The organism is Flavobacterium sp. (assembly GCF_046073885.1).
In the GTDB taxonomy this organism is placed as follows: Bacteria; Bacteroidota; Bacteroidia; order Flavobacteriales; family Flavobacteriaceae; genus Flavobacterium.
This window is the reverse complement of record NZ_JBJTND010000038.1, coordinates 1-26132: the sequence shown is the minus strand read 5'-3', so window position 1 is coordinate 26132 and position 26132 is coordinate 1. Positions and strand designations below refer to the sequence as shown.

General features: G+C 34.1%; 20 protein-coding genes, 1 tRNA gene and 1 pseudogene. 8 read left to right on the top strand and 14 right to left on the bottom strand.

Annotation, left to right across the window (positions count from 1 at the left end; genetic code table 11):
• From sprA to ACKOWY_RS05155, 3 genes are all read right to left on the bottom strand, one after another.
• Positions 1 to 1818: cell surface protein SprA (gene sprA, locus ACKOWY_RS05165; protein ID WP_408940376.1), on the bottom strand; the 1818-nt coding region annotated here is incomplete at its 3' end.
• 3 nt (positions 1819 to 1821) lie between these two features.
• On the bottom strand, positions 1822 to 2403 hold the full coding sequence (gene ruvA, locus ACKOWY_RS05160) for a Holliday junction branch migration protein RuvA (RefSeq protein ID WP_408940375.1): 582 nt from the start codon (positions 2401 to 2403) through the stop codon (positions 1822 to 1824).
• A 65-nt stretch (positions 2404 to 2468) separates the two neighbouring features.
• The gene (locus ACKOWY_RS05155; RefSeq protein WP_408940374.1) at positions 2469 to 4748 is read right to left on the bottom strand and encodes an NADP-dependent malic enzyme; all 2280 of its coding nucleotides are present in this window, start codon (positions 4746 to 4748) and stop codon (positions 2469 to 2471) included.
• Positions 4749 to 5191: 443 nt separating this feature from the next.
• Between ACKOWY_RS05155 and ACKOWY_RS05150 the strand changes: the two genes are divergently transcribed.
• On the top strand, positions 5192 to 5551 hold the full coding sequence (locus ACKOWY_RS05150; protein ID WP_408940373.1) for a hypothetical protein: 360 nt from the start codon (positions 5192 to 5194) through the stop codon (positions 5549 to 5551).
• On the opposite strand, the gene ACKOWY_RS05145 is transcribed toward ACKOWY_RS05150, so the two are convergent.
• The 8 genes from ACKOWY_RS05145 to ACKOWY_RS05110 form a co-directional block, all read right to left on the bottom strand.
• Positions 5546 to 6301, bottom strand: a complete 756-nt coding sequence (locus ACKOWY_RS05145) for a porin family protein (RefSeq protein WP_408940372.1) — start codon at positions 6299 to 6301, stop codon at positions 5546 to 5548. The two genes, ACKOWY_RS05150 and ACKOWY_RS05145, sit on opposite strands and share 6 nt — an antisense overlap.
• Positions 6262 to 6348, bottom strand: a tRNA-Ser gene (locus tag ACKOWY_RS05140). Before ACKOWY_RS05140 ends, ACKOWY_RS05145 begins: the two co-directional genes overlap by 40 nt.
• Before the next feature lie 51 nt (positions 6349 to 6399).
• Entirely contained in the window at positions 6400 to 7425 is a 1026-nt protein-coding gene (locus ACKOWY_RS05135; protein WP_408940371.1) for an asparaginase, read from the bottom strand.
• Entirely contained in the window at positions 7415 to 8551 is a 1137-nt protein-coding gene (locus ACKOWY_RS05130; RefSeq protein ID WP_408940370.1) for a 1-acyl-sn-glycerol-3-phosphate acyltransferase, read from the bottom strand. The genes ACKOWY_RS05135 and ACKOWY_RS05130 overlap by 11 nt, the downstream gene beginning before the upstream one ends.
• Positions 8552 to 8622: 71 nt before the next feature.
• The gene (locus tag ACKOWY_RS05125) at positions 8623 to 9390 is read right to left on the bottom strand and encodes a TatD family hydrolase (protein WP_408940369.1); all 768 of its coding nucleotides are present in this window, start codon (positions 9388 to 9390) and stop codon (positions 8623 to 8625) included.
• A 42-nt stretch (positions 9391 to 9432) separates the two neighbouring features.
• Positions 9433 to 10647: a TCR/Tet family MFS transporter gene (locus tag ACKOWY_RS05120; RefSeq protein WP_408940368.1), complete on the bottom strand. Its 1215-nt coding sequence runs from the start codon at positions 10645 to 10647 to the stop codon at positions 9433 to 9435.
• Between the two features lie 89 nt (positions 10648 to 10736).
• Positions 10737 to 11957: a 2-oxoglutarate dehydrogenase complex dihydrolipoyllysine-residue succinyltransferase gene (gene odhB, locus ACKOWY_RS05115; protein WP_408940367.1), complete on the bottom strand. Its 1221-nt coding sequence runs from the start codon at positions 11955 to 11957 to the stop codon at positions 10737 to 10739.
• Between the two features lie 130 nt (positions 11958 to 12087).
• Positions 12088 to 14847 carry a 2-oxoglutarate dehydrogenase E1 component gene (locus tag ACKOWY_RS05110; RefSeq protein ID WP_408940366.1) on the bottom strand — a complete coding sequence of 920 codons (2760 nt, stop codon included), beginning with the start codon at positions 14845 to 14847 and terminating at the stop codon, positions 12088 to 12090.
• 115 nt (positions 14848 to 14962) lie between these two features.
• On the opposite strand from ACKOWY_RS05110, the gene ACKOWY_RS05105 reads away from it, so the two are divergent.
• The gene (locus tag ACKOWY_RS05105) at positions 14963 to 15511 is read left to right on the top strand and encodes a hypothetical protein (protein ID WP_408940365.1); all 549 of its coding nucleotides are present in this window, start codon (positions 14963 to 14965) and stop codon (positions 15509 to 15511) included.
• A gap of 96 nt (positions 15512 to 15607) precedes the next feature.
• A complete protein-coding gene (locus tag ACKOWY_RS05100; RefSeq protein ID WP_408940364.1) occupies positions 15608 to 16132 on the top strand; it encodes a hypothetical protein in 525 nt (174 codons plus the stop codon).
• 49 nt (positions 16133 to 16181) lie between these two features.
• Here ACKOWY_RS05100 and ACKOWY_RS05095 read toward each other — a convergent pair whose 3' ends face one another.
• A complete protein-coding gene (locus ACKOWY_RS05095; protein WP_408940363.1) occupies positions 16182 to 16538 on the bottom strand; it encodes a hypothetical protein in 357 nt (118 codons plus the stop codon).
• Positions 16531 to 17505 carry a polyprenyl synthetase family protein gene (locus ACKOWY_RS05090; RefSeq protein ID WP_408940362.1) on the bottom strand — a complete coding sequence of 325 codons (975 nt, stop codon included), beginning with the start codon at positions 17503 to 17505 and terminating at the stop codon, positions 16531 to 16533. Before ACKOWY_RS05090 ends, ACKOWY_RS05095 begins: the two co-directional genes overlap by 8 nt.
• Before the next feature lie 163 nt (positions 17506 to 17668).
• Between ACKOWY_RS05090 and ACKOWY_RS05085 the strand changes: the two genes are divergently transcribed.
• From ACKOWY_RS05085 to ACKOWY_RS05070, 4 genes are read left to right on the top strand one after another with little or no spacing between them, the layout of a single operon-like run.
• Positions 17669 to 18268 (top strand): TetR/AcrR family transcriptional regulator, encoded by a 600-nt coding sequence (locus ACKOWY_RS05085; protein ID WP_408940361.1) that lies wholly within the window; start codon positions 17669 to 17671, stop codon positions 18266 to 18268.
• Positions 18269 to 18272: 4 nt separating this feature from the next.
• Complete coding sequence (locus tag ACKOWY_RS05080) at positions 18273 to 19598, top strand: TolC family protein (RefSeq protein WP_408940360.1); 1326 nt, start codon at positions 18273 to 18275, stop codon at positions 19596 to 19598.
• Between the two features lie 11 nt (positions 19599 to 19609).
• The gene (locus ACKOWY_RS05075) at positions 19610 to 20749 is read left to right on the top strand and encodes an efflux RND transporter periplasmic adaptor subunit (RefSeq protein ID WP_408940359.1); all 1140 of its coding nucleotides are present in this window, start codon (positions 19610 to 19612) and stop codon (positions 20747 to 20749) included.
• A gap of 10 nt (positions 20750 to 20759) precedes the next feature.
• A complete protein-coding gene (locus tag ACKOWY_RS05070; RefSeq protein WP_408940358.1) occupies positions 20760 to 24233 on the top strand; it encodes an efflux RND transporter permease subunit in 3474 nt (1157 codons plus the stop codon).
• Positions 24234 to 24338: 105 nt separating this feature from the next.
• On the opposite strand, the gene ACKOWY_RS05065 is transcribed toward ACKOWY_RS05070, so the two are convergent.
• On the bottom strand, positions 24339 to 25331 hold the full coding sequence (locus ACKOWY_RS05065) for a TlpA family protein disulfide reductase (RefSeq protein WP_408940357.1): 993 nt from the start codon (positions 25329 to 25331) through the stop codon (positions 24339 to 24341).
• A 156-nt stretch (positions 25332 to 25487) separates the two neighbouring features.
• Here ACKOWY_RS05065 and ACKOWY_RS05060 point away from each other — a divergent pair.
• Positions 25488 to 25970 (top strand): annotated as a pseudogene (locus ACKOWY_RS05060) (OB-fold nucleic acid binding domain-containing protein); the annotation flags it as partial.
• Between the last annotated feature and the right edge of the window lie 162 nt (positions 25971 to 26132).

Here is a 26132-nt window from a genome sequence, read left to right as displayed (position 1 = left end):
ATCTGCATGGAATACTTTAATCAAAGGTGTTTCGGCAACATCCGTAGGTAAGGTTGCTAAAGCCGTTGCCGGTTTGATGTAGTTTATTGCTGAAGGATCGGTATAAAAAATATTGAATTTAAAATCTTCTTTTTGCAATTGAAATCCACTCGGAATTTGATAAATATTTTTCATCATCAATCCCCAAATTGGTTTTTGAACATTGGTCAAACTACTTTTAAGCAATTTCAAAACCAACGATTGTGAAGATGGAACGCCCGAAGCACTAACTTGAGTTGCTTCTACACCATCGGTACCAAATTCTCCTACTTGATATACTTCATCACCAATGGTATATTGGTAGGCTACAGCAAGCACCTCATCATTAGCTAATCTTTGCTGTAATGAAATATATCCTAATTGAGGATGGTACGTAAATTCATTTGGCAATAATTTTCTAGCGTTTTCTAATTTAGAATAATCGGTACCTTCATTTACTTGAACCGAATTGTTAAATCCTTGATTGGTTGTAACAATTTCTCTAATATTCGGATTTAATAAACCAGGATAGTTAGGGTTTGGTGGACTTGAAGGAATTATTAAATTAGGATCGTAACGGTTGTTACCATTATTAGGTGGAGTGTCTATTGGTTTTAAAAAGAAATCATTAGACTGAAATGGATGAATGTCCGCGGCATCAATTGCTACAACTTGATTATCAGTAAGAGCAGATGAAGAATAAGTATCTGTTAATCGTGCCTCACCTAAATCTTGAAGCGCAACAATGTTTCTTAAGTTATTATTGGTAGTACTTACTCGATTTTGCTTATTTGTAATCCAAACTTCAATACGAGTAATTTGAACACGGCTATCAATTAACGGATAATTTAAGAGTGCTTTATCGTATCGATTTTTAAAATATTGAGATAAGAAATAGTGACGGTCTGCATCATATTCTTGAGCAAATAATTCAAAATTTTGAACTGTTCCTCCACCTTGAGCAGTAACTGATTTTGTTTGTGATTTTTGTTCTGCAAATACCGCGTTTACAGAAGTTCCGCCAAATTGCAACTGTGCTTTAACACCAAATAAACTTTGTGCACCGCGAATAAGTGAACTGTTTAATGGCATACTCACATTACCAACTTCAATTTTTTTAATGATTGAATCTTCCCCACCCGAAGCTGAAGGATCAAAAGAAAGTTTGATTAAGTTTTGAAATGCAAAAGTAGATTGGGTGTCATAATTAGCATTTACACTCAATCTTGTTCCTACTTTTCCCATCAAACTCATACTAATTCTTTGATTGAAATCGAATGTAGTTGTAGATCTATTTCTAGGAGAAAAAGAAGGATTATCTTGTTTAGTATGTCTAAATCCTAAATCAATTTCTACCGATCCTGTAGGCTTAACATCAATGGTATTGCTTCCAAAAATAGCTTCAAAAAAACTAGAATTCACATAATATTTAGGTAGCAAATTCTTTTTTTCAGCAATACTATTTGCTTTTTGCCCAGAAATCGCATCTGCTTTTTGCTTAAAATAATCATGCATTGATTCTTTAAGAATCAATTTTTCATATTCTTTAGGAGTTAATATGATTGGATAATTAATATCAATCCCCGCAAATGATTTATTCAAAATATATCGATCTGTTGCAGGATCATAGGTATAAGCTTCCACAATGCTTTTGGGATTTCCCAATACCATTTGGCCTTTATTATATGTTGTATCGTTTGGCCTTACTTGAGAAACTATCGATTGACTTACAAATAGCAGCGCAATAAACACTACAAATTTAAAAGCTTGATAAGTATATTTAGGTTGATTTGTTTTCAAAAATTATAAATTTTTTAATGCTTGCTTAATAATCAATTCTACAGTTGCGTCTGGATTTTGACTAATCACTTTATCTACTACTTTTTCAGAAGTTTTTCTAACAAAACCTAAAACCTCCAAGGCAGATAACGCTTCATCTCTATTTGTATTGTTTTGAAACATAGAAACTTCATCTAAATCGTAAATTTTTAACACTTTATCCTTCAAATCCAAGATGGCTCTTTGCGCTGTTTTACCTCCAATACCTTTAATTGATTGAATGGTTGTAACATCTCCACTTGCAAGCGCTTGAATTATTTGTTTTGGCTCTAATGAAGACAGCATCGTTCTTGCTATACCTGCACCAATTCCGGAAACGGTTAAAAGCATTTTAAAGATTTCTTTTTCCGACTTTTCTACAAAACCATACAAAGAATGAGAATCTTCTTTGATGATTAAATGAGTATACAATTTTATAAAATCAGTTTTAGGAAGTAATGTAAACGTATGCAAAGAAATATTAATATGGTACCCTACTCCGTTGCAATCAATTACAACCTCTGTTGGCGTTTTTTCAACTAATTTTCCCTGAATTTGTGCTATCATTTTTATTAAAATCTAATTTCAAATATAACAAAAAACAAATAAGTCATTTATGGATTCAAACTTACCTATTTTTTCTTTTTCTGTTTTTCTTGTGCATCCACAACTGCTACCGCCGACATGTTTACCATTTCCTCTACACTAGCACCCAATTGAAAGATGTGCACCGGTTTGTCCATACCCAACATAATTGGACCTACAGAATCTACTTTGTATAATTCTTTTAATAATTTGTAGGTAATGTTAGCCGATTCTAAGTTTGGAAAAATTAAAGTATTTACTTTTTTTCCTGCCAATTTTGAAAAAGGAAACTTTCCTTTTAGCATGTCTGGATTTAAAGCAAAATCAGCTTGTATTTCTCCATCAACAATTAAATTCGGATGATTTTGATGTAAGTAGGCTACTGCTTCTCTTACTTTACTTGCACTAGCAACTGTTGAAGACCCAAAATTTGAAAAGGAAACCATTGCAATTACGGGTTCCATACCAAACATTCGAACTGTTTTTTCAGTCATTAACGCAATTTTTGCTAAGTCATCTGCCGTTGGATTTGGATTGATTGCAGTATCCGATAAAAACATTGGACCTCTATTGGTCATCATCATATTGGTAGTTGCTATCAAGGAAATTCCAGGCGCTTTTCCAATTAATTGCATTAAAGGTTTTACCACTGAAGGGTAACTTCTAGAATATCCAGAAACCATAGCGTCTGCATCGCCTTGATTAACCATCATGGCAGCAAAATAATTTCGCTCTCGCATCCATTTTTGAGCATCTAATAAAGAAACGCCTCTACGGTTTCTTTCTTTCCAAAAAATATCAGCATAACGCAATCTTCGTTTATCCTCTTCACTAGTTTTTGGATCATAAATTGGAACATCGGCATCAAATCCTATTTCCTCTTTAAGCTCTAAAATATCTTCTTTTCTTCCTAATAAAATTGGGTGACCAATTCCTTCTTCATATACAATTTGAGCCGCCTTTAATACATCCAATTGATCTGCTTCCGCAAATACAATTCGCTTCGGATCGGTCTTTGCACGATTGGTTAACAATCGAACCATTTTATTATCAGAGCCCATTCGCTCCATTAACTCATCTTGGTATTTTTCCCAATCGGTAATCGGATTCAAAGCCACACCACTATCCATTGCAGCTTTTGCTACTGCAGGTGCCACCATGGTAATTAACCTTGGGTCAAATGGTTTTGGAATAATATAATCGGTACCAAAATTTAATTTGGTTTCACCATAGGCAATATTAACTTGCTCCGGAACGTGCTCTTTTGCTAAATCGGCCAAAGCTCTAACAGCCGCCATTTTCATGGCTTCGTTTATTTTGGTTGCTCTCACATCAAGTGCTCCACGGAAGATATAAGGGAATCCCAATACATTGTTTACTTGATTAGGATGATCAGACCTTCCGGTTGCCATAATGATATCTTTTCTCGTGGCAATTGCTAGATCATAATCAATTTCGGGAGTTGGATTGGCCATTGCAAAAACAATTGGATTTTTTGCCATTCCCAACAACATTTCTTGAGTTAGAATGTTACCAACAGATAACCCTAAGAATACATCAGCACCTACAAGTGCTTCTTGCAATGTTGTTCCTTTAGTTCCGTGACTGTATTTTTTTTGAAGATCCGATAAATCGGTTCGATCTTTAGACAAGACTCCGTTTACATCAAACATCAAGATATTTTCCTCTTTAACCCCAAGTAAAACATATAAATTAGCGCAAGCCAATGCGGCAGATCCAGCACCAGAAACCACCAATTTTACTTTACTAATATCTTTTTGTGCTAATTCTAATGCATTGATTAAAGCTGCAGAAGAAATAATTGCGGTACCATGCTGATCATCGTGCATCACCGGAATATTTAATTCCTCTACCAAGCGTCTTTCAATCTCAAATGACTCGGGCGCTTTGATATCTTCTAAATTTATTCCTCCAAATGTTGGAGCAATATTTTTAACTGTTGCAATAAATTCTTCGATGTTTTTGGTATCGACTTCAATGTCAAAAACATCAATATCAGCAAATATTTTAAAAAGCAATGCTTTACCTTCCATTACAGGTTTAGAAGCATCCGGACCAATATCTCCAAGACCTAAAACAGCGGTACCATTAGAGATAACAGCAACTAAATTTCCTTTGGAAGTATATTTATAAACGTTATTTACATCTTTTGCAATTTCCAAACAAGGTTCTGCTACACCTGGTGAATACGCCAAAGACAAATCACGTTGTGTTGCATATTTTTTGGTAGGAACGACTTGAATTTTACCTGGTGTAGGTTTGGCATGATATAAAAGTGCTTCTCTACGCTTACTAGATTTATTCATTGTATTCTTTTTACATTCTAACTTACAAAGGTAAAAGTATCCGTCAAAAAAGGAAACTTTTATGGAGTTTCTTTTGCGTTAAATTTTGATTATGCTTGAGGAAGCCAATCATAGCAGCACATACTTTATGTTAGTTGTTGTAATATCCTCCCCTAAACCGCATTTATTTTACTATATTTGCTAATAAAGTATCATTTTTGAAAAAAATTCTGCCCCTTTTTTCCTACTTATTTCACCCTATTTTTTGTTCAATCATAGGGACTCTTTTTTATGTTAATTATACCGATAATTATTATGCAAAAGAGTTCTATTTATTATTACTGCTTCAAGTAGTAATCCTAACTATCTTTTTACCACTCGCTTTTGTTTACTTTCTGCACATTTTTGGAAAAGCAGATTCGATAATGCTTTCGGATATTTCTCAAAGAAAAACACCCTTGCTCATGCAAATTGTTTTACTACTTGTATTGATTAGTAAGAGTATAACTTTGGAGCGGTATCCCGAATTATTCTTCTTTTTTCTTGGGGCAATCATCAGCTCTATATTAGCTTATGGTTTATTATATGCCAAAATAAAAGCAAGCATCCACCTTATTGCAATAAGCGCCTTGTGTTATTTTATTTTGGGATTAAATGTGCATTATGAATTACACAACAGTAATACGATTGCATTTCTTTTTTTCATAACCGGAATCGTTGCAAGCTCAAGATTAGCAATGAAAGCGCACAGCCTAAAAGAACTCGCTATTGGCTATGCCGTAGGGATGCTTCCGCAAATAATTTTGTGGGGATTTTGGCTATAGAATATAAAATTGCAGCCCAATATTAAAACTCGTTGTGTTTATTTTTTCGGAATTCATTTCTCCCGATTTAAAAACTGGATTTAAACCATAATAGGCATATAAATTCCAAGTATTCCAACCAACAGTAAGATAAGTTCCGTATACTATTTTATTGAAATCTGGATTGGATTGAATGAAATTATTTTCATCTCCATTTTCAAAACTATAGCGATCAGAAATTAAATAACTTACTTTGAAACCAGTGTAAATTCTCCAAAATTGATGGTCACTCGGAGTCGAGGTACGCCATCTTATTTCAATTGGCAAATCAAGATATTGCAAGATAAACTGGTTTTTATTGTAGTTGGCTGTAGCTAAAAAGGAATAATTATTTGAAGACGAATTCACTCCATTGGAAACCTTTAAATTATTATCATAAATATTTAAAGAATACCCTAATCCAGTAGCAATTGCAAAAGTTCTGCTTTTATTTATGGGCATGTCACGAAGCACTCCGAAACAAAACCCTGGTGAGAATTTAGTTTGACTTAATCCTTTAAAATTTTGCAACTGATTGTATGTAATATTTACATAAAATTGATCTTCTCGATACAAAGAATCTACCGGTTTTACTATATCGGTTTTTTCTTGGGCGAAAGCACCAAAAAAAAGAAAGAGAAATAATATGGGATAAAGAAAACGCATAGATAGAAACGTTAAGAAGAAATTAGCAGAGGAGATGGGATTCGAACCCACGATACAGTTACCCATATACAAACTTTCCAGGCTTGCTCCTTCAACCACTCGGACACCCCTCTAAAAATTATGTTACAAAGAACAGCAAAATTTTGCAATAATCAAAACTTAGTTTATGCCATTTCTCCTCGTAATGAGGTCTCAAATATTGCTTTGAAATTTATAGGTATAATGCTTTGGCCAAGCAAATACATCAACTTAGTAATTGCAGCTTCGGTAGTGATGTCTTTTCCAGAAATCACCCCTATTTGCTTCAATTGGGTACTGGTTTCATATTGCCCCATGCTTACACTTCCGCCTGAACATTGGGTAACATTAATAATGTGTAAGCCGCCAGAAATTGCTTTTTGCAACGAAGCAATAAACCAATCTTCGGAAGGTGCATTTCCAGAACCATAGGTTTCAAGAATTAAACCTTTAAGATTTGGTATCGCTAATATTGCATCCAGTACCGATTGGCTAATTCCGGGAAATATCTTTAAAATAACTACTTGATCTTCAAGCTGCTTGTGTACTATCAATTTTTTATTTGAAGTTGGAAAAAGGGTGCTAGAATTTACATTTAAATGTACTCCCGATTCGGCTAAAGCAGGATAATTTGGTGAAGAAAAGGCATTAAAATGTTCTGCATTTATCTTGGTCGTTCGGTTGCCTCGATATAATTTATATTCAAAATACAAACATACCTCTTGAATTGTAGGATGTCCCGCATTTTGTAAGGACGCTATTTGAATTGCAGTAATTAGATTTTCTTTTGCATCGGTTCTTAAATCTCCAATTGGCAATTGAGATCCTGTAAATATTATAGGCTTCGCCAAATTCTCAAGCATGAAGCTCACTGCTGATGCCGAGTAAGACATGGTATCCGATCCGTGTAAAACTACAAATCCATCAAATTGGTCGTAATTTTCTTCAATAATTGAAACAATCTGAACCCATTTATCTGGATTCATATTCGAGGAATCAATTGGCTTTTCAAATGAAATAGTCGCAATAGTACAATCCAATTGCTTGAGCTCGGGAATATTTTGAAGTAATTTATTGAAATCAAAAGCCTTTAAAGCTCCTGTTGAAAGGTCTTTTTCCATACCGATGGTTCCACCGGTATAAAGCAATAATATGTTGGGCTTAGATTGCATTATCGTATTTAATCTTGTTCACTACAGGATTGGCATACATGTTTAAGAAGCCCTCCATCATCATGCCGTTAGAAGCATCAATTTTCATTTCCAATCGTCTTTCAAACAATGATTTTTCGCTCTCGGTATAGTGGTCTTTGAAACGATCGGTTTTATATAATATATCGTAAGCTATATAATTAGTAGGCCATAATTTATACGATTGTAAAATAGAATCATCTATTGCATGAGCCACCGCTTGTACTTGCTTATTGGCGTTGTCGTTTTCTTTAGCAATAACATCCAACTCACTATTTAGAATTGAGCCCACATGAATGTGAATGCGTTTCTTCTGACCAATTATTCCGCTTAATAGTGTAATGAAATCTTCATTTTTTTCCTTTACGTATTTTTCTGCTTTGGCTTCTGCCATTAATTGTGGCATTTTCAAAGCATCGGTAGGATCATATTCATAAGAAATAGAAACTGGCACTATTTGAAGTTTCTTAAAGTAGTCCATCAAATTTTCCTCGTTAGATCCCATTCCAAGCATCTTTAATACTCCTTGATGTGTGGCATCGTTCCCGTCTTTAGTTCTTCCTTCACGTTGTGCAATCCAAACCGAACGGTTTTCTGTTAGAATTAATTTCCCAATATATTCCGACATTAACTTAGAACTTTGTAATAATTCTCTAGGTGGCAAACCACGTTGAACCAAAAAATTGCGATTCAGTTTAGAAAGATTTAATAGAAAATCTTTCTTAACCAAATTATCACCAATTGCCGATGCAGTCATCACTAGCTCGTGTTCTAATAAAGAAACGTTAAGTAACGAAGTGTCTAAAATGATGTCTCTATGATTGGAAATAAATAAATACGGCGTGTGTTTTTCTAGTTTTTCAAATCCAGATGTAGTTAAACCATCCGAGGTGCTTTCAAGTACTTTTCGAATAGAATGGCAAATAAAATTACATTGAAAATCACGAATGGAATGCGTTTTTAGTAATTGATTCTTCCATACCTCATCTTCTACATCGGGAAATGTAAAATTCATGATTGCCTTCATCATAGGATGGTTCACAAGGCCTTTGATAGCGTTGTTTACTTCGGCATCATAAAACGGGCGAATTGCATCAAATTTCTGCATCTCTCTAATTCTAGATTATTTTCTTAGGAACAAATGAACAAAAAAAAAAGGACTTTTTCTTACTTTCTATATTAAATCCCAAAAACGGCTTTGGAATTTTCGGTGGTGATTTGCGCTATTTCTTCTACAGTAACTTTATATATTTCTGCTAATTTTTGGGCAACCAAAAGAGTGTAACTGCTTTCATTTCTCTTTCCGCGATGCGGTGCAGGTGCCAAATAAGGTGCATCGGTTTCTAGTACAATATGCTGTAAATCGATCTCATGTAAAAACTGATCAATCTTTCCATTTTTAAAAGTAGCTACCCCTCCTATTCCGAGTTTCATACCCAATGAAATGGCGCGTTGCGCTTGTTCAAAATCGCCTGTAAAACAATGGAAAATTCCATATAAATCGGTTGCCTTTTCACTTTCTAACACTTCGAATGTTTCATCAAAAGCATCTCGACAATGAATATTAATTCCTAATTGGTATTTTTTTGCCAACTGAATTTGATGCTGAAAAGCATGCTGCTGTTCTTTCAAAAACGATTTATCCCAATACAAATCCATTCCTATTTCTCCAACAGCAAAGAATTTTCTTCTTTCCAATTCGGCTTCAACAAATGCCAATTCTTCAAGATAATTTTCTTTAACATAAGTAGGATGCAAACCCATCATTAAAAATACATTTTCAGGAAACTGACTTTCCAAATCATACATTCGTTGCGTATAACTCGAATCGATAGAAGGCACAAAAAGCCGAGTGACTCCGGCATCAATTGCACGTTGCATCATTTCGTTTCGGTCTTCATGAAATTGGGAAGAATATAAATGGGTATGGGTATCTGTTAAAATCATGTGGCAAAATTACAAACTTTATTTCCGAAAAGGGACAACAAATTATCTATTTCTTCGGAATGAAAAATAAGCAATTAAGGTACTGCAAATCATTAAAAATGCAGCCAAAACAAATGGAGCTCCGGCAAATTTAAATGGCGCTTCATCATGAGTAAAATAATAAAATATACTCGACATTAATGGAGGGCCAATTATAGTAGAAGCACTCATCAAACTAGACAAAGTTCCTTGAATTTCACCTTGCTCAGAAGGATCTACTTTATTTGAAATTACCGATTGTATGGCAGGTCCAGCAATTCCGCCAAGGCAATACGGAATTAAAAACATAAATACCATCCAACTCTGTGTCGCTATAGCAAATAAAGAAAGTCCGAGGGTATATAAAAGCAATCCTAAATAAATACTTTTCTCATTACCCAGTTTTGGATTAATCCACCGAATCAATACCCCTTGAACCAATCCAACCAATAATCCAATAACTCCGAGTGAGATTCCTACCATTTTTTCATCCCAATGAAACTGATACATCGTAAAATAACTCCAATTTCCTTGAATGGCATGAGAGGCCACATAAACCAAAAATAGAGAAATCAACAAGCCGTAAAGTGAAGGTCGCTTTCTTAAATTCATAAAAGCTCCAACCGGATTGGCTCGTTTTAGATTGAAGTTTCTTCTGTTTTCTTTAGCTAATGATTCGGGTAAAATAAAATAGCCATACAGGAAGTTCAACAAACATAAAATAGCCGCTGCATAAAACGGAACTCTTGATCCATATTGCCCTAACAATCCTCCTATAACCGGACCAATAATAAAACCCAAACCAAATGCCGCGCCAATCATTCCGAAGTTTTTGGCTCTGTTTTCGGGGGTACTTACATCGGCAATATAAGCAGACGCAGTAGTTATACTAGCGCCAGTTAGTCCCGCAATGATTCTTCCTATAAAAAGCCATGTTATGGTAGGTGCAAATGCCAAAAGCAAATAATCCATAGAGAAGGCAAAAAGAGAAATTAATATTATGGGTCTTCGCCCAAATTTATCGCTCAGGTTTCCAATTAAAGGAGCAAACATAAATTGAGTTATCGCATAAGCAAAAGTGAGCCAACCACCGTATTTGGCTGCTTCACTGATGTCTCCATGAATTAATTCTTTAATTAATTTTGGAATAACCGGAATGATTATTCCCCAACCCGTAATATCAATCAACATGGTAATAAAAATAAAACCAATTGCTGCTGTCTTTTTATTTGATGCCATAATTAAATTTGTTGGAAACACAAATAAACAAAAAAATCCCGTTCAGTTTATTGAACGGGATTAATAATACTATTTATTTAAAGATAAATTTACAATTCTAAAGCTTTTTTAGCATCGCCATTCATCAATAATTCCAATGGATTTTCTAAAGCTTCTTTCACTGCAACCAAGAATCCAACTGACTCACGGCCATCAATAATTCGGTGGTCATAAGAAAGTGCTACATACATCATTGGGTGAATTTCTACTTTACCATTTACTGCAATTGGACGCTCAATAATATTGTGCATTCCTAAAATTCCAGATTGTGGAGGGTTGATAATTGGAGTCGATAACATACTTCCAAAAACACCACCATTAGTAATAGTGAATGTTCCACCAGTCATATCATCAACAGTGATTTGACCATCACGAGATTTAATTGCCAATCTTTTAATTTCAGCTTCAACACCTCTAAAAGTCAATAATTCTGCATTACGAACAACTGGAACCATTAATCCTTTTGGTCCAGATACTGCAATTGAAATGTCACAGAAATCGTAAGATGTTTTATAATCTCCGTCAATCATTGAGTTCACATCTGGGAATAAAGCCAAAGCTCTTGTAACCGCTTTTGTAAAAAATGACATATAGCCTAATCCTAATCCGCCGTGTTTTGCTTTGAAGGCATCTTTATACTTGTTACGAATCATATTAATTGGTGTCATGTTTACTTCATTGAATGTAGTTAACATGGCGGTTTCGTTTTTAGCAGCAACCAATCGCTCAGCTACTTTACGACGCAACATAGAAAGTTTGGTTTTTTCAGATCCGCGGCTTCCACCTGTAGGAGTTCCCATAGAAGCAGTTGCGTTTACAGCATCTTCTTTGGTGATTCTACCCCCTTTTCCTGTTCCAACAATGTCAGAAGGTTGTATGTTTTTTTCGTCTAGTATTTTTCTAGCTGCCGGAGATGGCGCTTGAGTAGCATAGGTTTTTTCTGCTACTGGAGCTGCTTTTGGAGCTTCTGCTTTTGGAGCTTCAAAAGCTGCTGGTTTTGCTTCGGCAACTGGTGCAGCACCAGATGGTTTCGCTGCAGCGGTATCAATATGACAAACTACAGCACCTACAGCAACTGCATCCCCTTCTTCTGCTTTAAGCGTTATAATTCCGCTAGCTTCTGCTGGCAATTCAAGGGTTGCTTTATCTGAATCTACCTCAGCAATAGCTTGGTCTTTTTCTACATAATCGCCATCTTTTACTAACCAAGTAGCAATTTCAACTTCTTTAATTGATTCTCCCGGTGATGGGACTTTCATTTCTAAAATCATTGTATATTATTTTAAATGATGAATTATAAATTATTCTTGTTGTGTGTTTTTAATTCTAGCCCCGATTGCAGTGAAAATCCTTTTCTTTGAAAAGATTGAAACGGAAAGCGGGAAATAGCTCCTAATTTAATTATCTAAATAAATTCTTATCAAAAACCATTCTTATTGCATCGGCGTGGCGTCTTCTATCGCGAGTGCTACTTCCGGCTGCAGGTGCTGCGTAAGCTTTAAGCGATGCCAATCTCCATTTTACTAAATCGAAATTCATCAACATATAGCTGTAAGCCCCCATGTTTTTAGGCTCTTCTTGTGCCCAAACAAAATCATCGGCATTTGGATAACTAGCAATAATTGCCTTCAATTGCTCTACTGGCAATGGGAATAATTGCTCAATTCGAACCAAAGCTACATCATTTCTTTCTAAATTTCCTCTTTCTGCAAGAATATCGTAATAGAATTTTCCTGTACAGAAAACTACTGTTTTTACTTTTTTCTTGTCTACTTTAGTATCGTCAATTGTTTCTTGAAATTGTCCGTTGTATAATTCCTCTTGTGTGGATACACAAAGCGGGTGACGCAACAAACTTTTTGGTGAAAACACAACTAACGGTTTACGGAAATTGGTTTTCATTTGTCTACGCAACAAGTGGAAGAAATTGGCTGGTGTGGTACAGTCGGCTACGTACATGTTGTGGCGTGCACAAAGTTGTAAATAACGCTCCATTCTAGCCGAAGAGTGCTCTGCTCCTTGTCCTTCATATCCGTGTGGTAATAAAAGAACGATCCCGTTTTGGTTGTTCCATTTGTCTTCACCACAAGAAATGTATTGGTCTAACATGATTTGGCATCCGTTAGAGAAATCTCCAAATTGTGCTTCCCAAATGGTTAATGTTTTTGGCGATGCTAAGGCGTAACCATAATCAAATCCTAAAACTCCGTACTCTGATAATAGGGAATTGTAAATTTGGAATCTTCCTTTGCTGTTTTTTAAATTATTTAAAAGAATTACTTCTTCTTCGCTGTCTTCAACTTTTACAACCGCATGACGATGTGAGAATGTTCCTCTTTCTACGTCTTGTCCAGAAACTCGAACATCATATCCTTCATACAACAATGATCCGTAAGCTAATGTTTCGGCAGTACCCCAATCGATAGCATTGTTATCGTACATGGTTTTTCTGTCGGTTACGATTTTAGAAATTTTGTTGATGAATTTCTTATCAGAAGGCAAACTAGAAACTACTTCTAAGATTTCATCTAATTGCTTTTTAGTGAATTTGGTATCTACTTTTTGAAGCATTACATCATCTGAAACTTGTTCAAATCCCTTCCACTCATCTTGCATAAATGGTTTGATGATCGTTAAGCTTTTCTTACGAGATTCTTGTAGATTTTCATCCAAACGGTCTTTGTATTCATTCTCTATTTTAGTTAAATAGGCCGCATCTACAATTCCGTCTGTAATTAATTTTTCGGCATAAATATCTCTTGGATTTTTATGACGGGCAATGATTTTGTATAAAACAGGCTGAGTGAAACGAGGTTCATCCCCTTCGTTATGTCCGTATTTTCTGTAACCTAATAAATCAATAAACACATCACGGCCAAATTCCATACGGAAATCCAATGCAAATAACATCGCATGAACCACTGCTTCAGCATCGTCTGCATTCACGTGAAGTACCGGCGATAAAGTTACTTTTGCAATATCCGTACAATAAGTAGACGAACGAGCATCTTGGTAATTGGTTGTAAATCCAACTTGGTTGTTGATTACAATATGAATGGTTCCACCGGTTTTGTAACCGTCTAATTGTGCCATTTGCACAATTTCATAAACTATACCTTGACCTGCTACAGCGGCATCTCCATGCACTGCGATAGGCAATACTTTAGAAAAATCATTCGGAAAATGGTGGTCTTGTTTTGCTCTTGTAATACCTTCAATTACGGCACCAACAGTTTCTAAATGCGAAGGATTTGGTGCTAAATTGAGGTTGATCTTTTTACCTGAATCGGTAGTCCTTTCAGATGTTAAACCTAAGTGATACTTTACGTCTCCGTCAAAATATTCTTTATCGTAATCTTTTCCGTCAAATTCTGAGAAAATATCTTGGGTGTTTTTACCAAAGATATTAGCCAATACATTTAATCTCCCGCGGTGTGCCATTCCCATCACAAAATGCTCCACTCCTTTTTCGGCAGCAGCTTCAATTAATGCATCTAAAGCCGGAATGATACTTTCACCACCTTCTAATGAGAATCGTTTTTGACCTACATATTTAGTATGCAAAAAGTTTTCAAAAGAAACCGCTTCGTTTAATTTATCAAGAATGTGTTTTTTCTGATTTGCATCAAAATTTGGAAGATTATCATTTATGTTTAATCTATTTTGAACCCACTGAATCACTTCAGGCTTTCTCATGTACATGTATTCGATACCAATATGTTGGCAATACACGTTTTTAAGATGGGTTAATATATCTTTTAAAGTTGAAGGTTGTTTTCCTAATAATTTTGCTGCATCAAAAACCGTATCTAAATCGGCATCAGACAGATTAAAATTAACCAAATCTAAGGTTGGCTCATAGGTTCTTCTGTCTCTTACCGGATTGGTTTGCGTAAATAAGTGCCCTCGAGTGCGGTATCCTTCAATAAGTTTTAAAACATTAAATTCTTTTTGAAGTTTTTCAGAAACTACTCCGTTTTCGGCATAATTGGCAATTTGAATACCAGCATTTTCTTCATTGTAGGTTTCCATTCCAAAATCAAAACCTTGAAAAAATGCTCTCCAACTTGGCTCTACGCTATCTGGATTGTCAATATATTGCTCGTATAATTGTGCGAAAAACTCGGTATGTGCTGCGTTTAAGAAAGAAAACCTATCCATAATCTTTATATAAGTAATCGTATTTATTGAAAAAATTTATGCAAAAGTAAAATATTTATAACAATCTTTCTATGTTTTTGATACATTTATATCGCTAAATAAATATATACTAATTATGAGGAGTATTTCTGTGAAAATAGTGATAAAAACGTTTTTATTAGTTCTTGTATTTGGGATTTTTTCAAAAATATATGGTCAGACCGATTTGGCAGTAAAACAAAAAAGTAATTTTTGGAAACAAGTGCAATTTGGTGGCGGATTTGGACTTAATATAGGAACGGGTTTTACAGATGTTACCCTTGCACCAAATGCTATTTACAATCTGAATCAATATTTAGCGCTTGGAGCCGGATTACAAGGAAGTATTGTTTCTCAAAAAGACTATTATAGTTCGGCAATTTATGGAGTAAACACCATTGTATTAATCAATCCTGTAGAAGAAGTACAACTTTCTATTGAGCTGGAACAAGTTCGAGTTAATAATACCTTTAGAAATCCAACAACCGGAATTGTAAAAGATAATTTTTGGAATACCGGACTTTTCGTAGGCGGTGGTTACCGAATGGAAAATGTCACTATGGGCATGCGCTATAATTTATTATTTAATAAAGATAAAAACGTTTATGCCGATGCAATGATGCCTTTTATTAGAGTCTATTTTTAATAAATTGTAAAAAAGATAAGTTTAAATTATTACTTGGAAATTATTTTGTATTATTGCCGTGAATTATATAAAAAAGTTTAATTTAATTATAAAAAAATGAAGAAAATTATTTTATTGTCTTGCTTTTTATTACTTGCAATTACGGGTAAAGCACAAGACATTTTAACGATGCACAATGGCTCTTCTATTGAAGGTAAAGTATTAAGTATTGATGGAGCTGCAATTACATTTGTATATAAAGGAGAAGATTTATCTCAAAAAATATCAAAGATTGCAATTAACACAATAAAATTTGCTTCTGGAAGAAAACAAGTTATTACTGAAAGAATCAATATTGAAGGTAAAGATGGTTTTAAAAATGTAATTTTAACTAAAAATCCTGAGGATGTTGAAGGTTTAACAAGAATTGGTGAAGTTAAAGGAAAAACTGCATTTATTAGCTACAGAACTGGTGCTAATGCTGATAAAAAATCGGAAGAAAGATTAAAAGAAGATTGCTTCAATATTGGAGGAGTTGTAGTTTTAGTTACTGAAGATAAAGATTATGATGTAGGTAACCGTCTTAATAAAGGTTTAGGAAGTTCTCAAGCTAGAATGGTTGGAGTAGCTTACAAATACTAATCTAACATTGAAATAAAAAAAGGTTGTCAAAATTGACAACCTTTTTTTATTAATATTTATTTCTAAACCAAACTTTCATCCATTCCCGTTTTAATACTAAGAAGGCAACCTGTTGGGAAAGTTCCATTATATCTGATCCATCTAGTTTTTTTACTTCGTTTTCGGGCACGTCTACTATATAAAGCAAACTCAAATATTCTGTAAATTTATACTGAATTAAACGATAAATTTTTTCATGTAGTACTGACTTTAAATCTTCAGGAAGGATCGTAATTGGTAAATCAATTGGTTCGTTGGCAAAATTAAAGTCCTTATTTAACTGTTCAATTAATTTAGAATAAAGGGCTTCTTTTTCGGCTTCCGAAAGTAAATTATCGGTAGAAATTGGCGCAATAAAACTAGACATTTCTGCTCATTAGATTTTCTCCAAACGTGCGCAACATCGATTTCTTTTCTTCAGAAATTACCATTTTATCTAAAGTGTCAAATGCATTTAAAGTATATTCTTGAATAGCTTGCTTAGTAGCTTCGGTTGCTCCAGTAACATTAAATAGCTCTTTCACAGTAGCAATTTTACTTTCATTATCAGAAAGATGAATTGAGAACAATTGCATTAATTGATTTTTTTGATTGGCATCAGAAAAAGCGATGGCTTTCAAATACAAATAGGTCTTTTTGTTTTCAATAATATCACCTCCAACTTGTTTCCCAAAAGTTTTTGGATCTCCAAAGGCATCCAAATAATCGTCTTGTAATTGGAATGCAATTCCTAAATTCAATCCGAAATCGTAAATCAAATTGGCATTTTCATCAGAAGTTTCAGCAACGATGGCACCCATTTTCATGGCTGCAGCCACTAATACTGCCGTTTTATATTCTATCATTTTAAGGTACTCGGGGATGGTAACGTCATCTCGAGTTTCAAAATCAACATCGTATTGTTGTCCTTCACAAACTTCTAAAGCCGTTTTACTAAACAAAGTGGCAAGGGCTCTAAATATTTTTGGTTCGTATTCTTCAAAATGTTGGTAAGCCAAAATGAGCATTGCATCTCCAGATAAAATTCCGGTATTAATGTCCCATTTTTCATGAACGGTTACATTCCCTCTTCGCAAAGGAGCATCATCCATAATATCATCATGGACCAAGGAGAAATTATGAAAAACTTCTACTGCTGTAGCAGCTGCCAATGCTTTTTTACAATCTACATCAAAAACTTCAGTAGCCATTAATGTTAGTATTGGACGCATTCGTTTTCCGCCAAGAGACAAGATATACTCTATAGGTTCGTATAAATTTTTAGGTTCTTTTGTCAAATGTAAATTTGAAAAATAACTAGAAATTAATTCTTGGTAATGAGAAATAGAATGCATTAATACTGAGTTTAAAATTATCGTTTCAAGTTGTACAAAGAAAGTCAAAAAACTTGAAACCTAAAACGAGAAACTTTTCTAATGTTAAATTTTTGTAAATACATTGGAAACTATTTTAGTTTTAAAAGTTTCCAATGTATATTTGCAACCGAAATTTTCTACAATGAAAGACAAAATCATCAAAAAAGCTACAGATATGTTCTTGAAACTTGGTTTCAAGAGTGTGACTATGGATGATATTGCTTGCGAAATGTGTATTTCTAAAAAAACTATTTACAAATACTTTAGCAACAAAGAAAGTCTTATTGAAGAAGGAACTGAAGTGGTGCATCAAAATATTCACCATCAAATTGATGCCATAATTTCGAAAAACTTTAATGCCATTGAAGAAAATTTTGAAATAGTAAAATTGATGAAAGATACTTTTCAAACGTATGAAGCATCGCCCGTATATCAATTAAAAAAACACTATCCAGAAATTTATCAAAAACTAATTGCCGCCGAACTGGAAGACTGCAACATCTTATTCTCCCAAAACATAACTAAAGGAATTGCCCAAGGTTTGTACAGAGAAAATATTGACATCCCTTCTTTTGTAAGATTTTATTACACAATAATTTTCTCTATTAAAGAAACGACCCAATTAGAAAGTGAATCCTTGAAACTAGAAATGCAAGCACTCGAATATCATACTAGAGCACTTGCAACTCCAAAAGGAATCTTAGAACTTGAAAAACAATTATCTAATATTAATAACTACTAAATTCATGAAAAACAATCTTGTATTAGTTTCTCTTTTGTTATTTGTAAGTGTGGTAACGGCTCAAACCAATAAGGAGTCGTATTCATTTACTCTTAAAGAAGCTATTGAACATGCCATTCAAAATAACTATTCGGCCAAAAATGCCAATAGAGATATTGAAGCTGCAAAACAAAAAAAATGGGAAACAACCACTATGGGGTTACCTCAAATTAATGGTTCTGTTTCATATCAAAATGCGTTGCGATTACAACGATCAGTAATTGATTTTGGAGGAACTCCTGTAGAACTCGTTATGGGACAATACAACACAATGGACACCAAAGTTTCTTTAAGTCAATTGCTATTTGACGGATCGTATTTAGTTGGATTGCAATCTGCAAAAACCTATTTGGAAATTTCACAAAATGCCAAAGTAAAAACAACGCAAGAATTGAGAGAAATTATTGTAAATTCTTACGGGAATGTATTATTGGCAGATGAGAGTATTCAGATATTAGAAAAAAACAAAACTATTTTAGAAAAAACGCTTTTTGATACCAAGCAAATATTTAAAAATGGATTGATTGAAGAAGAAAATGTGGAGCAATTGCAAATTACTTTGTCACAAATTACAAGCTCACTTGAAAATGTAAAACGTCAAAAAACCATTGCAACTGATATGTTAAAACTTATTTTAGGAATTGATTTATCTAATGAATTAGTGCTTACCGACAAACTAGCGGTACTTACTCAAAACAATGTAGATTTATCTGTTTTAAAAGAAGAATTTAATGTAACAAACAACATCGATTACCTAATTGGTAAAAACATGTTAAGAAGTAAAGAATTACTTTTAAAGCTAGAAAAAAGCAAAGCATTACCTTCACTTGGAGCGTCTGTTAATTTTGGATCGAACACATTTGGAAATCAATTCACCATGTTGCATGAGAGTCAAAAATGGAATAATTATTCCAATATTGGGGTGGGATTAAACGTACCTATTTTTAGCAGTTTTGGAAGAACTTCAAGAGCTCAACAAGCAAAGATTGCAGTAGAAGAATCTAAAACACAACTTACAGAAACCGAACAAAAATTAAAACTTCAGTTTGAAAAAGCAAAAAGCGATTACGAATATAGTGTTGAAAAATTAGGCACTTCCAAAAGTAATTTGGCGCTTGCTGAGCGTATTGAAAATAAAAATCAAATCAAATTTAAAGAAGGACTTTCATCAAGTTTTGATTTAACCAAAGCGCAAGAACAATTGTATTCTGCACAACAAAATTACCTTCAAGCGATGTTGGATGTAATTAATAAAAGAGCCACTTTAGAAAAATTATTAAACAAAAACTAACTTCCAATAAAATGAAAAAATTAATATTCACTTTTACCCTTGCAGCAGCACTTTTTTCTTGTGCTAAGAAAGAAAATAATGCTTCAATAGATGATTTAGTAAAATCTAAAAACGTAGCCGAACTTCAAGCGAAAAAAGCGGCTATTCAGGCTGATTTAGCAAAAATAGATGAGGCGCTTAGTAGTTTGGATGTAAAAAAAGAAGAGGCTTTAGTTTCTGTTAAAGAAGTTAATGATACCATTTTCACACACTATTTAGACGTACAAGGAAATGTAAATACCAAAGAGAATATTTTGGTTCAACCAGAATTTCAAGGAACTTTAGTTGCTTTAAATGTAAAAGCGGGTCAAAAGGTTTCTAAAGGTCAAGTTTTAGGTCGTGTGGATGATGCCGGTTTAAGTCAGCAAGTTGCAAGTTTAGAAAACCAATATGCTTTGGCAAAAACTACTTTTGAGCGTCAAAAAAATCTTTGGAATCAAAAAATTGGTTCTGAAATTCAATACTTACAAGCACAAACACAAATGGTTTCTGCACAAAGAGGTGTGGCACAAATTAAAGCCCAATTGGCTAAAACCATTATCAAAGCACCATTTAGCGGAACTATTGATGAAGTATTTGTAGAAAAAGGACAAGTTGTTGCTCCTAGCGCTCAAGGTTTAATGCGCATTGTGAATTTAAGTAACATGTATGTATCTACAACCGTTCCTGAAAGTTATATTGGAAAACTAAAAGTGGGGACTGAAGTGGATGTTTATTTAACATCTTTAGGTAAAACCTACAAAGGAAAAGTTCGCCAAGTGGCTAGTTTTGTGAACCCAAGCAATAGAAGCTTCGGAATTGAAGTAAGTGTTCCAAATCCAGAAAATTTATTGCGTCCTAACCAAGTTGCAAAACTAAAAATTACCGATTATGTGAACCCAAAATCTATTGTAGTTCCTACCAATGTGGTTCAAGAAGATAGCAAAGGGGATAAGTTTGTATTTATAGCAACTGAAATAAAAGGTAAAACCGCAATTGCTAAAAAGGTAATTGTAACTACAGGAAAATCATCAGATAATGTAACTGAAATAACAAGCGGATTATCTGCTAAAGATGTGGTAGTAACAGAAGGTGTAAACACCATTTCGGAAGGAATGAAGTTAAACTTCTAATCAAAAAATTATGAGTCATAAAAATAAAGAATTTAGCATATCGAGTTGGGCTGTAGACAATCGTGTTACAGTTTACATCCTTACTTTATTAATTGTTATCACAGGAACTATTGCCTATGTAACAATGCCAAGAGAAGACTTTCCAGAGATTATTGAAAATAAAGTATACATTTCTTCGGTTTTCCCAGGAAACTCTGCGGAAGATGTAGAGAAATTGGTAATCAAACCTCTTGAAAAAGAATTTAAAAATATTTCGGGAGTTGAAAAAATTACTTCGAGTTCGTTTCAAGATTATGGAATGATCATCGTGGAATTTGCCGACAAGGTAACTATTGATGCTGCGAAAACTAAGATTAAAGACAAAGTAGATGTGGTGAAAGCCGATCCAAATTGGCCCAATCTAGACAACGGCAGTAAAGTAGAACCGAATGTTTTTGAATTGAATATTTCGGAAGAAGTGCCGATTTTGAATATCAATTTACAAGGAAATTATACTACCCAACAACTTAAAAAATACGGTGAGTTGCTTCAAGATGATATTGAAGAAGTACCCGAAGTTAAAAAAGTAGACATCCTTGGAGTGGATGACAAAGAGGTGGAAATTGCGGTTGATATTTTCAAAATGACCGCTGCTCAAGTTTCCTTTGATGAGATTCAGAATGCGGTTAAATACGAAAACATGACACTTTCGGGTGGAAATTTAATATCTCAAGGTTCAAGAAACAACATTCGAATTGTGGGTGAAATTAAAGATCCGAAAGAGCTTGAAAATATCGTAGTGAAATCTTTTGGAGGAACTGTTTACTTAAGAGATATAGCAAAAGTTAGTTTTAAAGAAAAAGAAAAAACAACTTATGCTCGCGAAAAAGGAACCGAAGTGGTGATGTTGAATGTGAAAAAACGTTCCAATCAAAACATGATTTCTGCCATTGAACAAGTGAAAGAAAAATTAGAAAAAGCGAGAGCTTCTTATTTGCCTTCCAACTTAAAAATGGAACTTACTAACGACCAATCTTCACGTGTAGAGCACCAAGTAAATGAACTTTCCAATCACATTATTTTCGGTATTATACTGGTAATGATTGTGTTGATGTTTACTATGGGATTGCGTAATTCGCTGTTTGTGGGAGCGGCAATTCCGTTATCCATGCTTATGGCCTTTACTATCTTATCGGCATTTGGCTTGACCTTAAATACCATGGTACTTTTTGGCTTAGTAATGGGATTAGGAATGTTGGTAGACGACGGAATTGTAGTGGTAGACAATGTTTTTGCCAATATGAAAAAAGGAATGACGCGCGTTCAAGCTTCTAAAATTGGAATTGGAGAAATTGCTTGGCCGGTAATTTCATCTACGGCAACCACCTTAATGGCCTTTTTACCGTTTGCTTTATGGCCTGGAACCATGGGTAAATTCATGAAGTATTTTCCAATAACCTTAACCGTGACTTTATCGGCATCGTTATTCGTAGCGATGGTAGTGAATGCCGCCATGACAGGAGGTTCTATGGATATTGAAGATAAAAATGTTACTAAAAAAACGGCTAAAAAATATACCATTATTTTTACAATTATAGCAGTTCTTTTTGTGCTACTTGGAAATATTAATGATTCCAAATTTATGCGTGCCATAGGTCACTTAGCTATAATTTCATTAGGTTTAATGTGGTTGTATAAAGTGAAATTATACCAATGGACACAAGATTTTCAGCACAGTTTTTTCCCAAGAATGGAAGAAAAATACAAAACATTTTTGGCTAAAATCCTAACTGGAAGAAAGTCGTGGATCGCACTAGCAACTATTATTGGAATGCTATTTTTCTCTTTTATTTTATTAGGAATTTTCCCAAGAAAAGTATTGTTTTTCCCTGAAAATATACCAAGACAGGTAATTGCTTATATTGAATATCCACAGGGAACCGACATTAAAAAAACAAATAAAGCAACGCTATTTGTAGAAAAACAAGTAATTGCTACCCTTGATAAATACATTGATCCAACTTCAAAAGACAAGAAAAACTTCTTGGCAGAATCAATTGTTTCGCAAGTTGGTAAAGGTGCAGGTAACCCAAATGTTGATGCAGGTTCGGCTTCTGAAACACCATACAAAGGAAAAGTAACCGTGAATTTCTCAGAATTCAAATTACGCCGTGGAGTTAACACCACTGATGTTTTAGAAGAAATTCGAGCTAAAGTTAAAGGAATTGCAGGAGCAAAAGTTACCGTTGAAAAAGACGCCAACGGACCTCCAGCAGGTTACCCTATTAGTATTCAGCTTACAGGAGCAGACTATGATGCAATGCTTAAAGAAGCAAATAAAATGATTGCTTTTATTGAATCTAAAAACATTCCGGGTATTGAACGATTAAACATAGATGTAAATAAAGAAAGTCCGGAGTTGGAAGTAAAAGTAGATCGTGTAAATGCAGGAAGTATTGGCGTTTCTACAGGGCAACTTGGATTTAATTTGCGTCGTTCTTTATATGGTCAAGAAATTTCTACCTATAAAGAAGGAGATGACGATTATAAAATTACGATGCGTATGCAAGAAGACCAGCGTAAAAACGAAAACATCTTGTTCAACCAATCGTTAACTTTTAGAAATCAAAACAACGGTCAAATTGTTCAAGTACCTATTTCGGCAGTATCACATACCGAAAAAACGGCGACTTACAACCAAATAAAAAGAAAGAATCAAAAACGAATCATGACCATTTATTCCAATGTACTAACTGGTTACAATGGAGATGCGATTACCAAACAAATTCAAACCGAGTTAAAAGGATATGAATTAGGAAAAGGTACTACATATTCGTTTTCGGGTGTGCAAGAAGAACAAGGAAAAAACCAAAGTTTCTTAATGTATGCTCTATTTTTAGCCTTGGCAGGAATTACCATTATTATCGTTTTACAATTTAATTCGGTTTCTAAAACTATTGTAATCTTATTCACCGTATTACTTAGTTTCAGTGGGGTCTTCTATGGTTATGTAATTGCAAATATGGATTTTGTGATCTTAATGACCATGATGGGAATCATTTCACTTGCCGGAATTGTAGTGAAAAACGGAATTGTATTAATGGACTTCTTCGTGTTATTATTAGACAAAAAAGTAGCTGATAAAAATCTTGAAAGCCATGATGATTTAACTTTAGAAGAAATAAAAGAAGTCATCATTGAATCGGGGAAATCACGTTTACGCCCTGTTTTGTTAACGGCTTTAACCGCAGTATTAGGGTTAATTCCGCTTGCTATTGGGTTGAACTTTGACTTCTTCTCTTTGGTAACCGATTTAAATCCGCACTTGTTTATGGGTGGAGATAACGTTATGTTCTGGGGACCTTTAGCATGGACCATCATCTTCGGATTAACCTATGCAACGGTATTGACTTTAGTTATGGTACCAGTAATGTTCTATTTAGTAAAAAGAACCAAATACTGGTTGCGTGATAGAAGACTTGCTCGATTAAGTGCTGAAGAGTAATTTAATTTCTTCGATCCTTTCGACAAGCTCAATGTAACAAATATAAAGAGTGTAAACAAAAAAGGCGTTTCATACGAAACGCCTTTTTTATATTTAGTATTGAAATTAATTCAATAAACTGTCTAATTTTTCTTGTAATTTAGGATCTGATGGTCTAGGCGCATCGGCACTAACAACAGTTCCTTTAGGATTGATTAATATAAATCTAGGAATTGAATTAATTCCGTAAGCAGTAATAAAACTTGAATACCAGTTTTTGTCTGCAAATAATTGAATACCTCCTAATTTTTTATCAGTTACAAATTTTTTCCACTTATCTAAATCTTTATCTTCATCAACAGAGATACTTACGAATTCAATATTTTTACCATGGTATTTTTCCTCTATTCTTGCCAAATAAGGAATTTCTCCTCTACATGGTCCGCACCATGTTGCCCATACATCTATGTAAACATATTTACCTCGTAGGTCTTCTAATTTTACTTTTTCTCCAGAAATAGAAACATAATTAAATGAAGGTGACGGATTGTTATTTAATTTTAATAACGCTTGTTTGCTTTTAAATTCCATTTGCATTTGAAGCAACTCTTGGTCCATTCCCTTCTTTTGAAGCGCCATGAAATCAATGTCAAAGTTTCCACTTTCTAATCTTGCTAAATCTGAATTTTGCTTATCTGTGATTTTTTTATTGAATTCTTCAGGAGTTGAACTCAATAATTCATCATAATTAAAATTACTGTTATTTATTACTTTTTTTGCTAAATAATTGTTCTCTTCAGCTCCTTTTCCTGAGTAAGTTATTGATTCGTCAAAATTTTTAGCATCCATTGTTAAATGTAAATCATAGCCGTTTTTCAAATATACTTCGGTATATTCTGTTCCATCATAAAGCTGGTATATGCCGCTTTTAATTTCAAATGAAGCGCTAAAATGTCCTTTTTCATCTGATTTAATTTCTTTTACTATCGTTTTATTGTTTTTTACAAATAAAACATCTCCATTTCTGTTGGCAATATCTGCCTGAAAATTCAATTTGTCTTGAGCAAATCCTATAGAAGTCATTACAAATGCACAAAGAATTAATACTATTTTTTTCATAATTTATATTTTGATAATTAATAAATTCAAAAGTAACCAAATTTATGAATGCTATTTCATGATTAAGAAAAATTTAGTGTTTATTTCGTTGGAAGTTTTTTACTTTTGCATCGCAGACCTAAAGTCGTAAACTTATTTTTTAAAAAAAAAATCCAAATGTATAGAAGTCATAATTGTGGCGAATTAAACGCTAGTCATGTAAATACCCAAGTTACGCTTGCCGGATGGGTTCAAAAATCAAGAGATAAAGGATTCATGAATTGGGTTGATTTACGCGACCGTTATGGAATTACGCAATTATTATTTGACGAAAGTCGTTCAGAAAAAAGTGTTTTCGAATTGGCTAAAACGCTAGGTAGAGAATATGTAGTTCAAGTTAAAGGAACCGTTATTGAGCGTGAAGCTAAAAACAAAAATATCCCAACCGGAGAAATTGAGATTTTGGTTTCCGAAATGACCATTCTAAATGCTTCCTTAACCCCTCCTTTTACAATTGAAGATGAAACTGATGGTGGTGAAGACATCCGAATGAAATACCGTTACCTTGACATAAGAAGAAACCCGGTAAAAAACAGTTTGTTGTTTCGTCATAAAGTAGCACAAGCTGTTAGAAATTACCTTTCTAATTTGGATTTTTGTGCATGTCACTAAACAATCTCTTTCCTGACATGCCCAAAGAAGCAGCCATTATCAAAACAATCTTCGAAACAATCGAAGAAATCTCCAGGTTTGAAGTGTAAACACATAGCAAGCACCAGGGTGGCATCCCCGCCCTGGAGCAAAAAGGAACTATCATGTTTG

Excerpts from the sequence above, each read along its gene's own strand:
- ruvA (WP_408940375.1), bottom strand. The coding sequence starts at position 2,403 with ATGATAGCACAAATTCAGGGAAAATTAGTTGAAAAAACGCCAACAGAG.
- ACKOWY_RS05155 (WP_408940374.1), bottom strand. The coding sequence starts at position 4,748 with ATGAATAAATCTAGTAAGCGTAGAGAAGCACTTTTATATCATGCCAAA.
- ACKOWY_RS05150 (WP_408940373.1), top strand. The coding sequence starts at position 5,192 with ATGCAAATTGTTTTACTACTTGTATTGATTAGTAAGAGTATAACTTTG.
- ACKOWY_RS05145 (WP_408940372.1), bottom strand. The coding sequence starts at position 6,301 with ATGGGTAACTGTATCGTGGGTTCGAATCCCATCTCCTCTGCTAATTTC.
- ACKOWY_RS05135 (WP_408940371.1), bottom strand. The coding sequence starts at position 7,425 with ATGCAATCTAAGCCCAACATATTATTGCTTTATACCGGTGGAACCATC.
- ACKOWY_RS05130 (WP_408940370.1), bottom strand. The coding sequence starts at position 8,551 with ATGCAGAAATTTGATGCAATTCGCCCGTTTTATGATGCCGAAGTAAAC.
- ACKOWY_RS05125 (WP_408940369.1), bottom strand. The coding sequence starts at position 9,390 with ATGATTTTAACAGATACCCATACCCATTTATATTCTTCCCAATTTCAT.
- ACKOWY_RS05120 (WP_408940368.1), bottom strand. The coding sequence starts at position 10,647 with ATGGCATCAAATAAAAAGACAGCAGCAATTGGTTTTATTTTTATTACC.
- odhB (WP_408940367.1), bottom strand. The coding sequence starts at position 11,957 with ATGATTTTAGAAATGAAAGTCCCATCACCGGGAGAATCAATTAAAGAA.
- ACKOWY_RS05110 (WP_408940366.1), bottom strand. The coding sequence starts at position 14,847 with ATGGATAGGTTTTCTTTCTTAAACGCAGCACATACCGAGTTTTTCGCA.
- ACKOWY_RS05105 (WP_408940365.1), top strand. The coding sequence starts at position 14,963 with ATGAGGAGTATTTCTGTGAAAATAGTGATAAAAACGTTTTTATTAGTT.
- ACKOWY_RS05100 (WP_408940364.1), top strand. The coding sequence starts at position 15,608 with ATGAAGAAAATTATTTTATTGTCTTGCTTTTTATTACTTGCAATTACG.
- ACKOWY_RS05095 (WP_408940363.1), bottom strand. The coding sequence starts at position 16,538 with ATGTCTAGTTTTATTGCGCCAATTTCTACCGATAATTTACTTTCGGAA.
- ACKOWY_RS05090 (WP_408940362.1), bottom strand. The coding sequence starts at position 17,505 with ATGCATTCTATTTCTCATTACCAAGAATTAATTTCTAGTTATTTTTCA.
- ACKOWY_RS05085 (WP_408940361.1), top strand. The coding sequence starts at position 17,669 with ATGAAAGACAAAATCATCAAAAAAGCTACAGATATGTTCTTGAAACTT.
- ACKOWY_RS05080 (WP_408940360.1), top strand. The coding sequence starts at position 18,273 with ATGAAAAACAATCTTGTATTAGTTTCTCTTTTGTTATTTGTAAGTGTG.
- ACKOWY_RS05075 (WP_408940359.1), top strand. The coding sequence starts at position 19,610 with ATGAAAAAATTAATATTCACTTTTACCCTTGCAGCAGCACTTTTTTCT.
- ACKOWY_RS05070 (WP_408940358.1), top strand. The coding sequence starts at position 20,760 with ATGAGTCATAAAAATAAAGAATTTAGCATATCGAGTTGGGCTGTAGAC.
- ACKOWY_RS05065 (WP_408940357.1), bottom strand. The coding sequence starts at position 25,331 with ATGAAAAAAATAGTATTAATTCTTTGTGCATTTGTAATGACTTCTATA.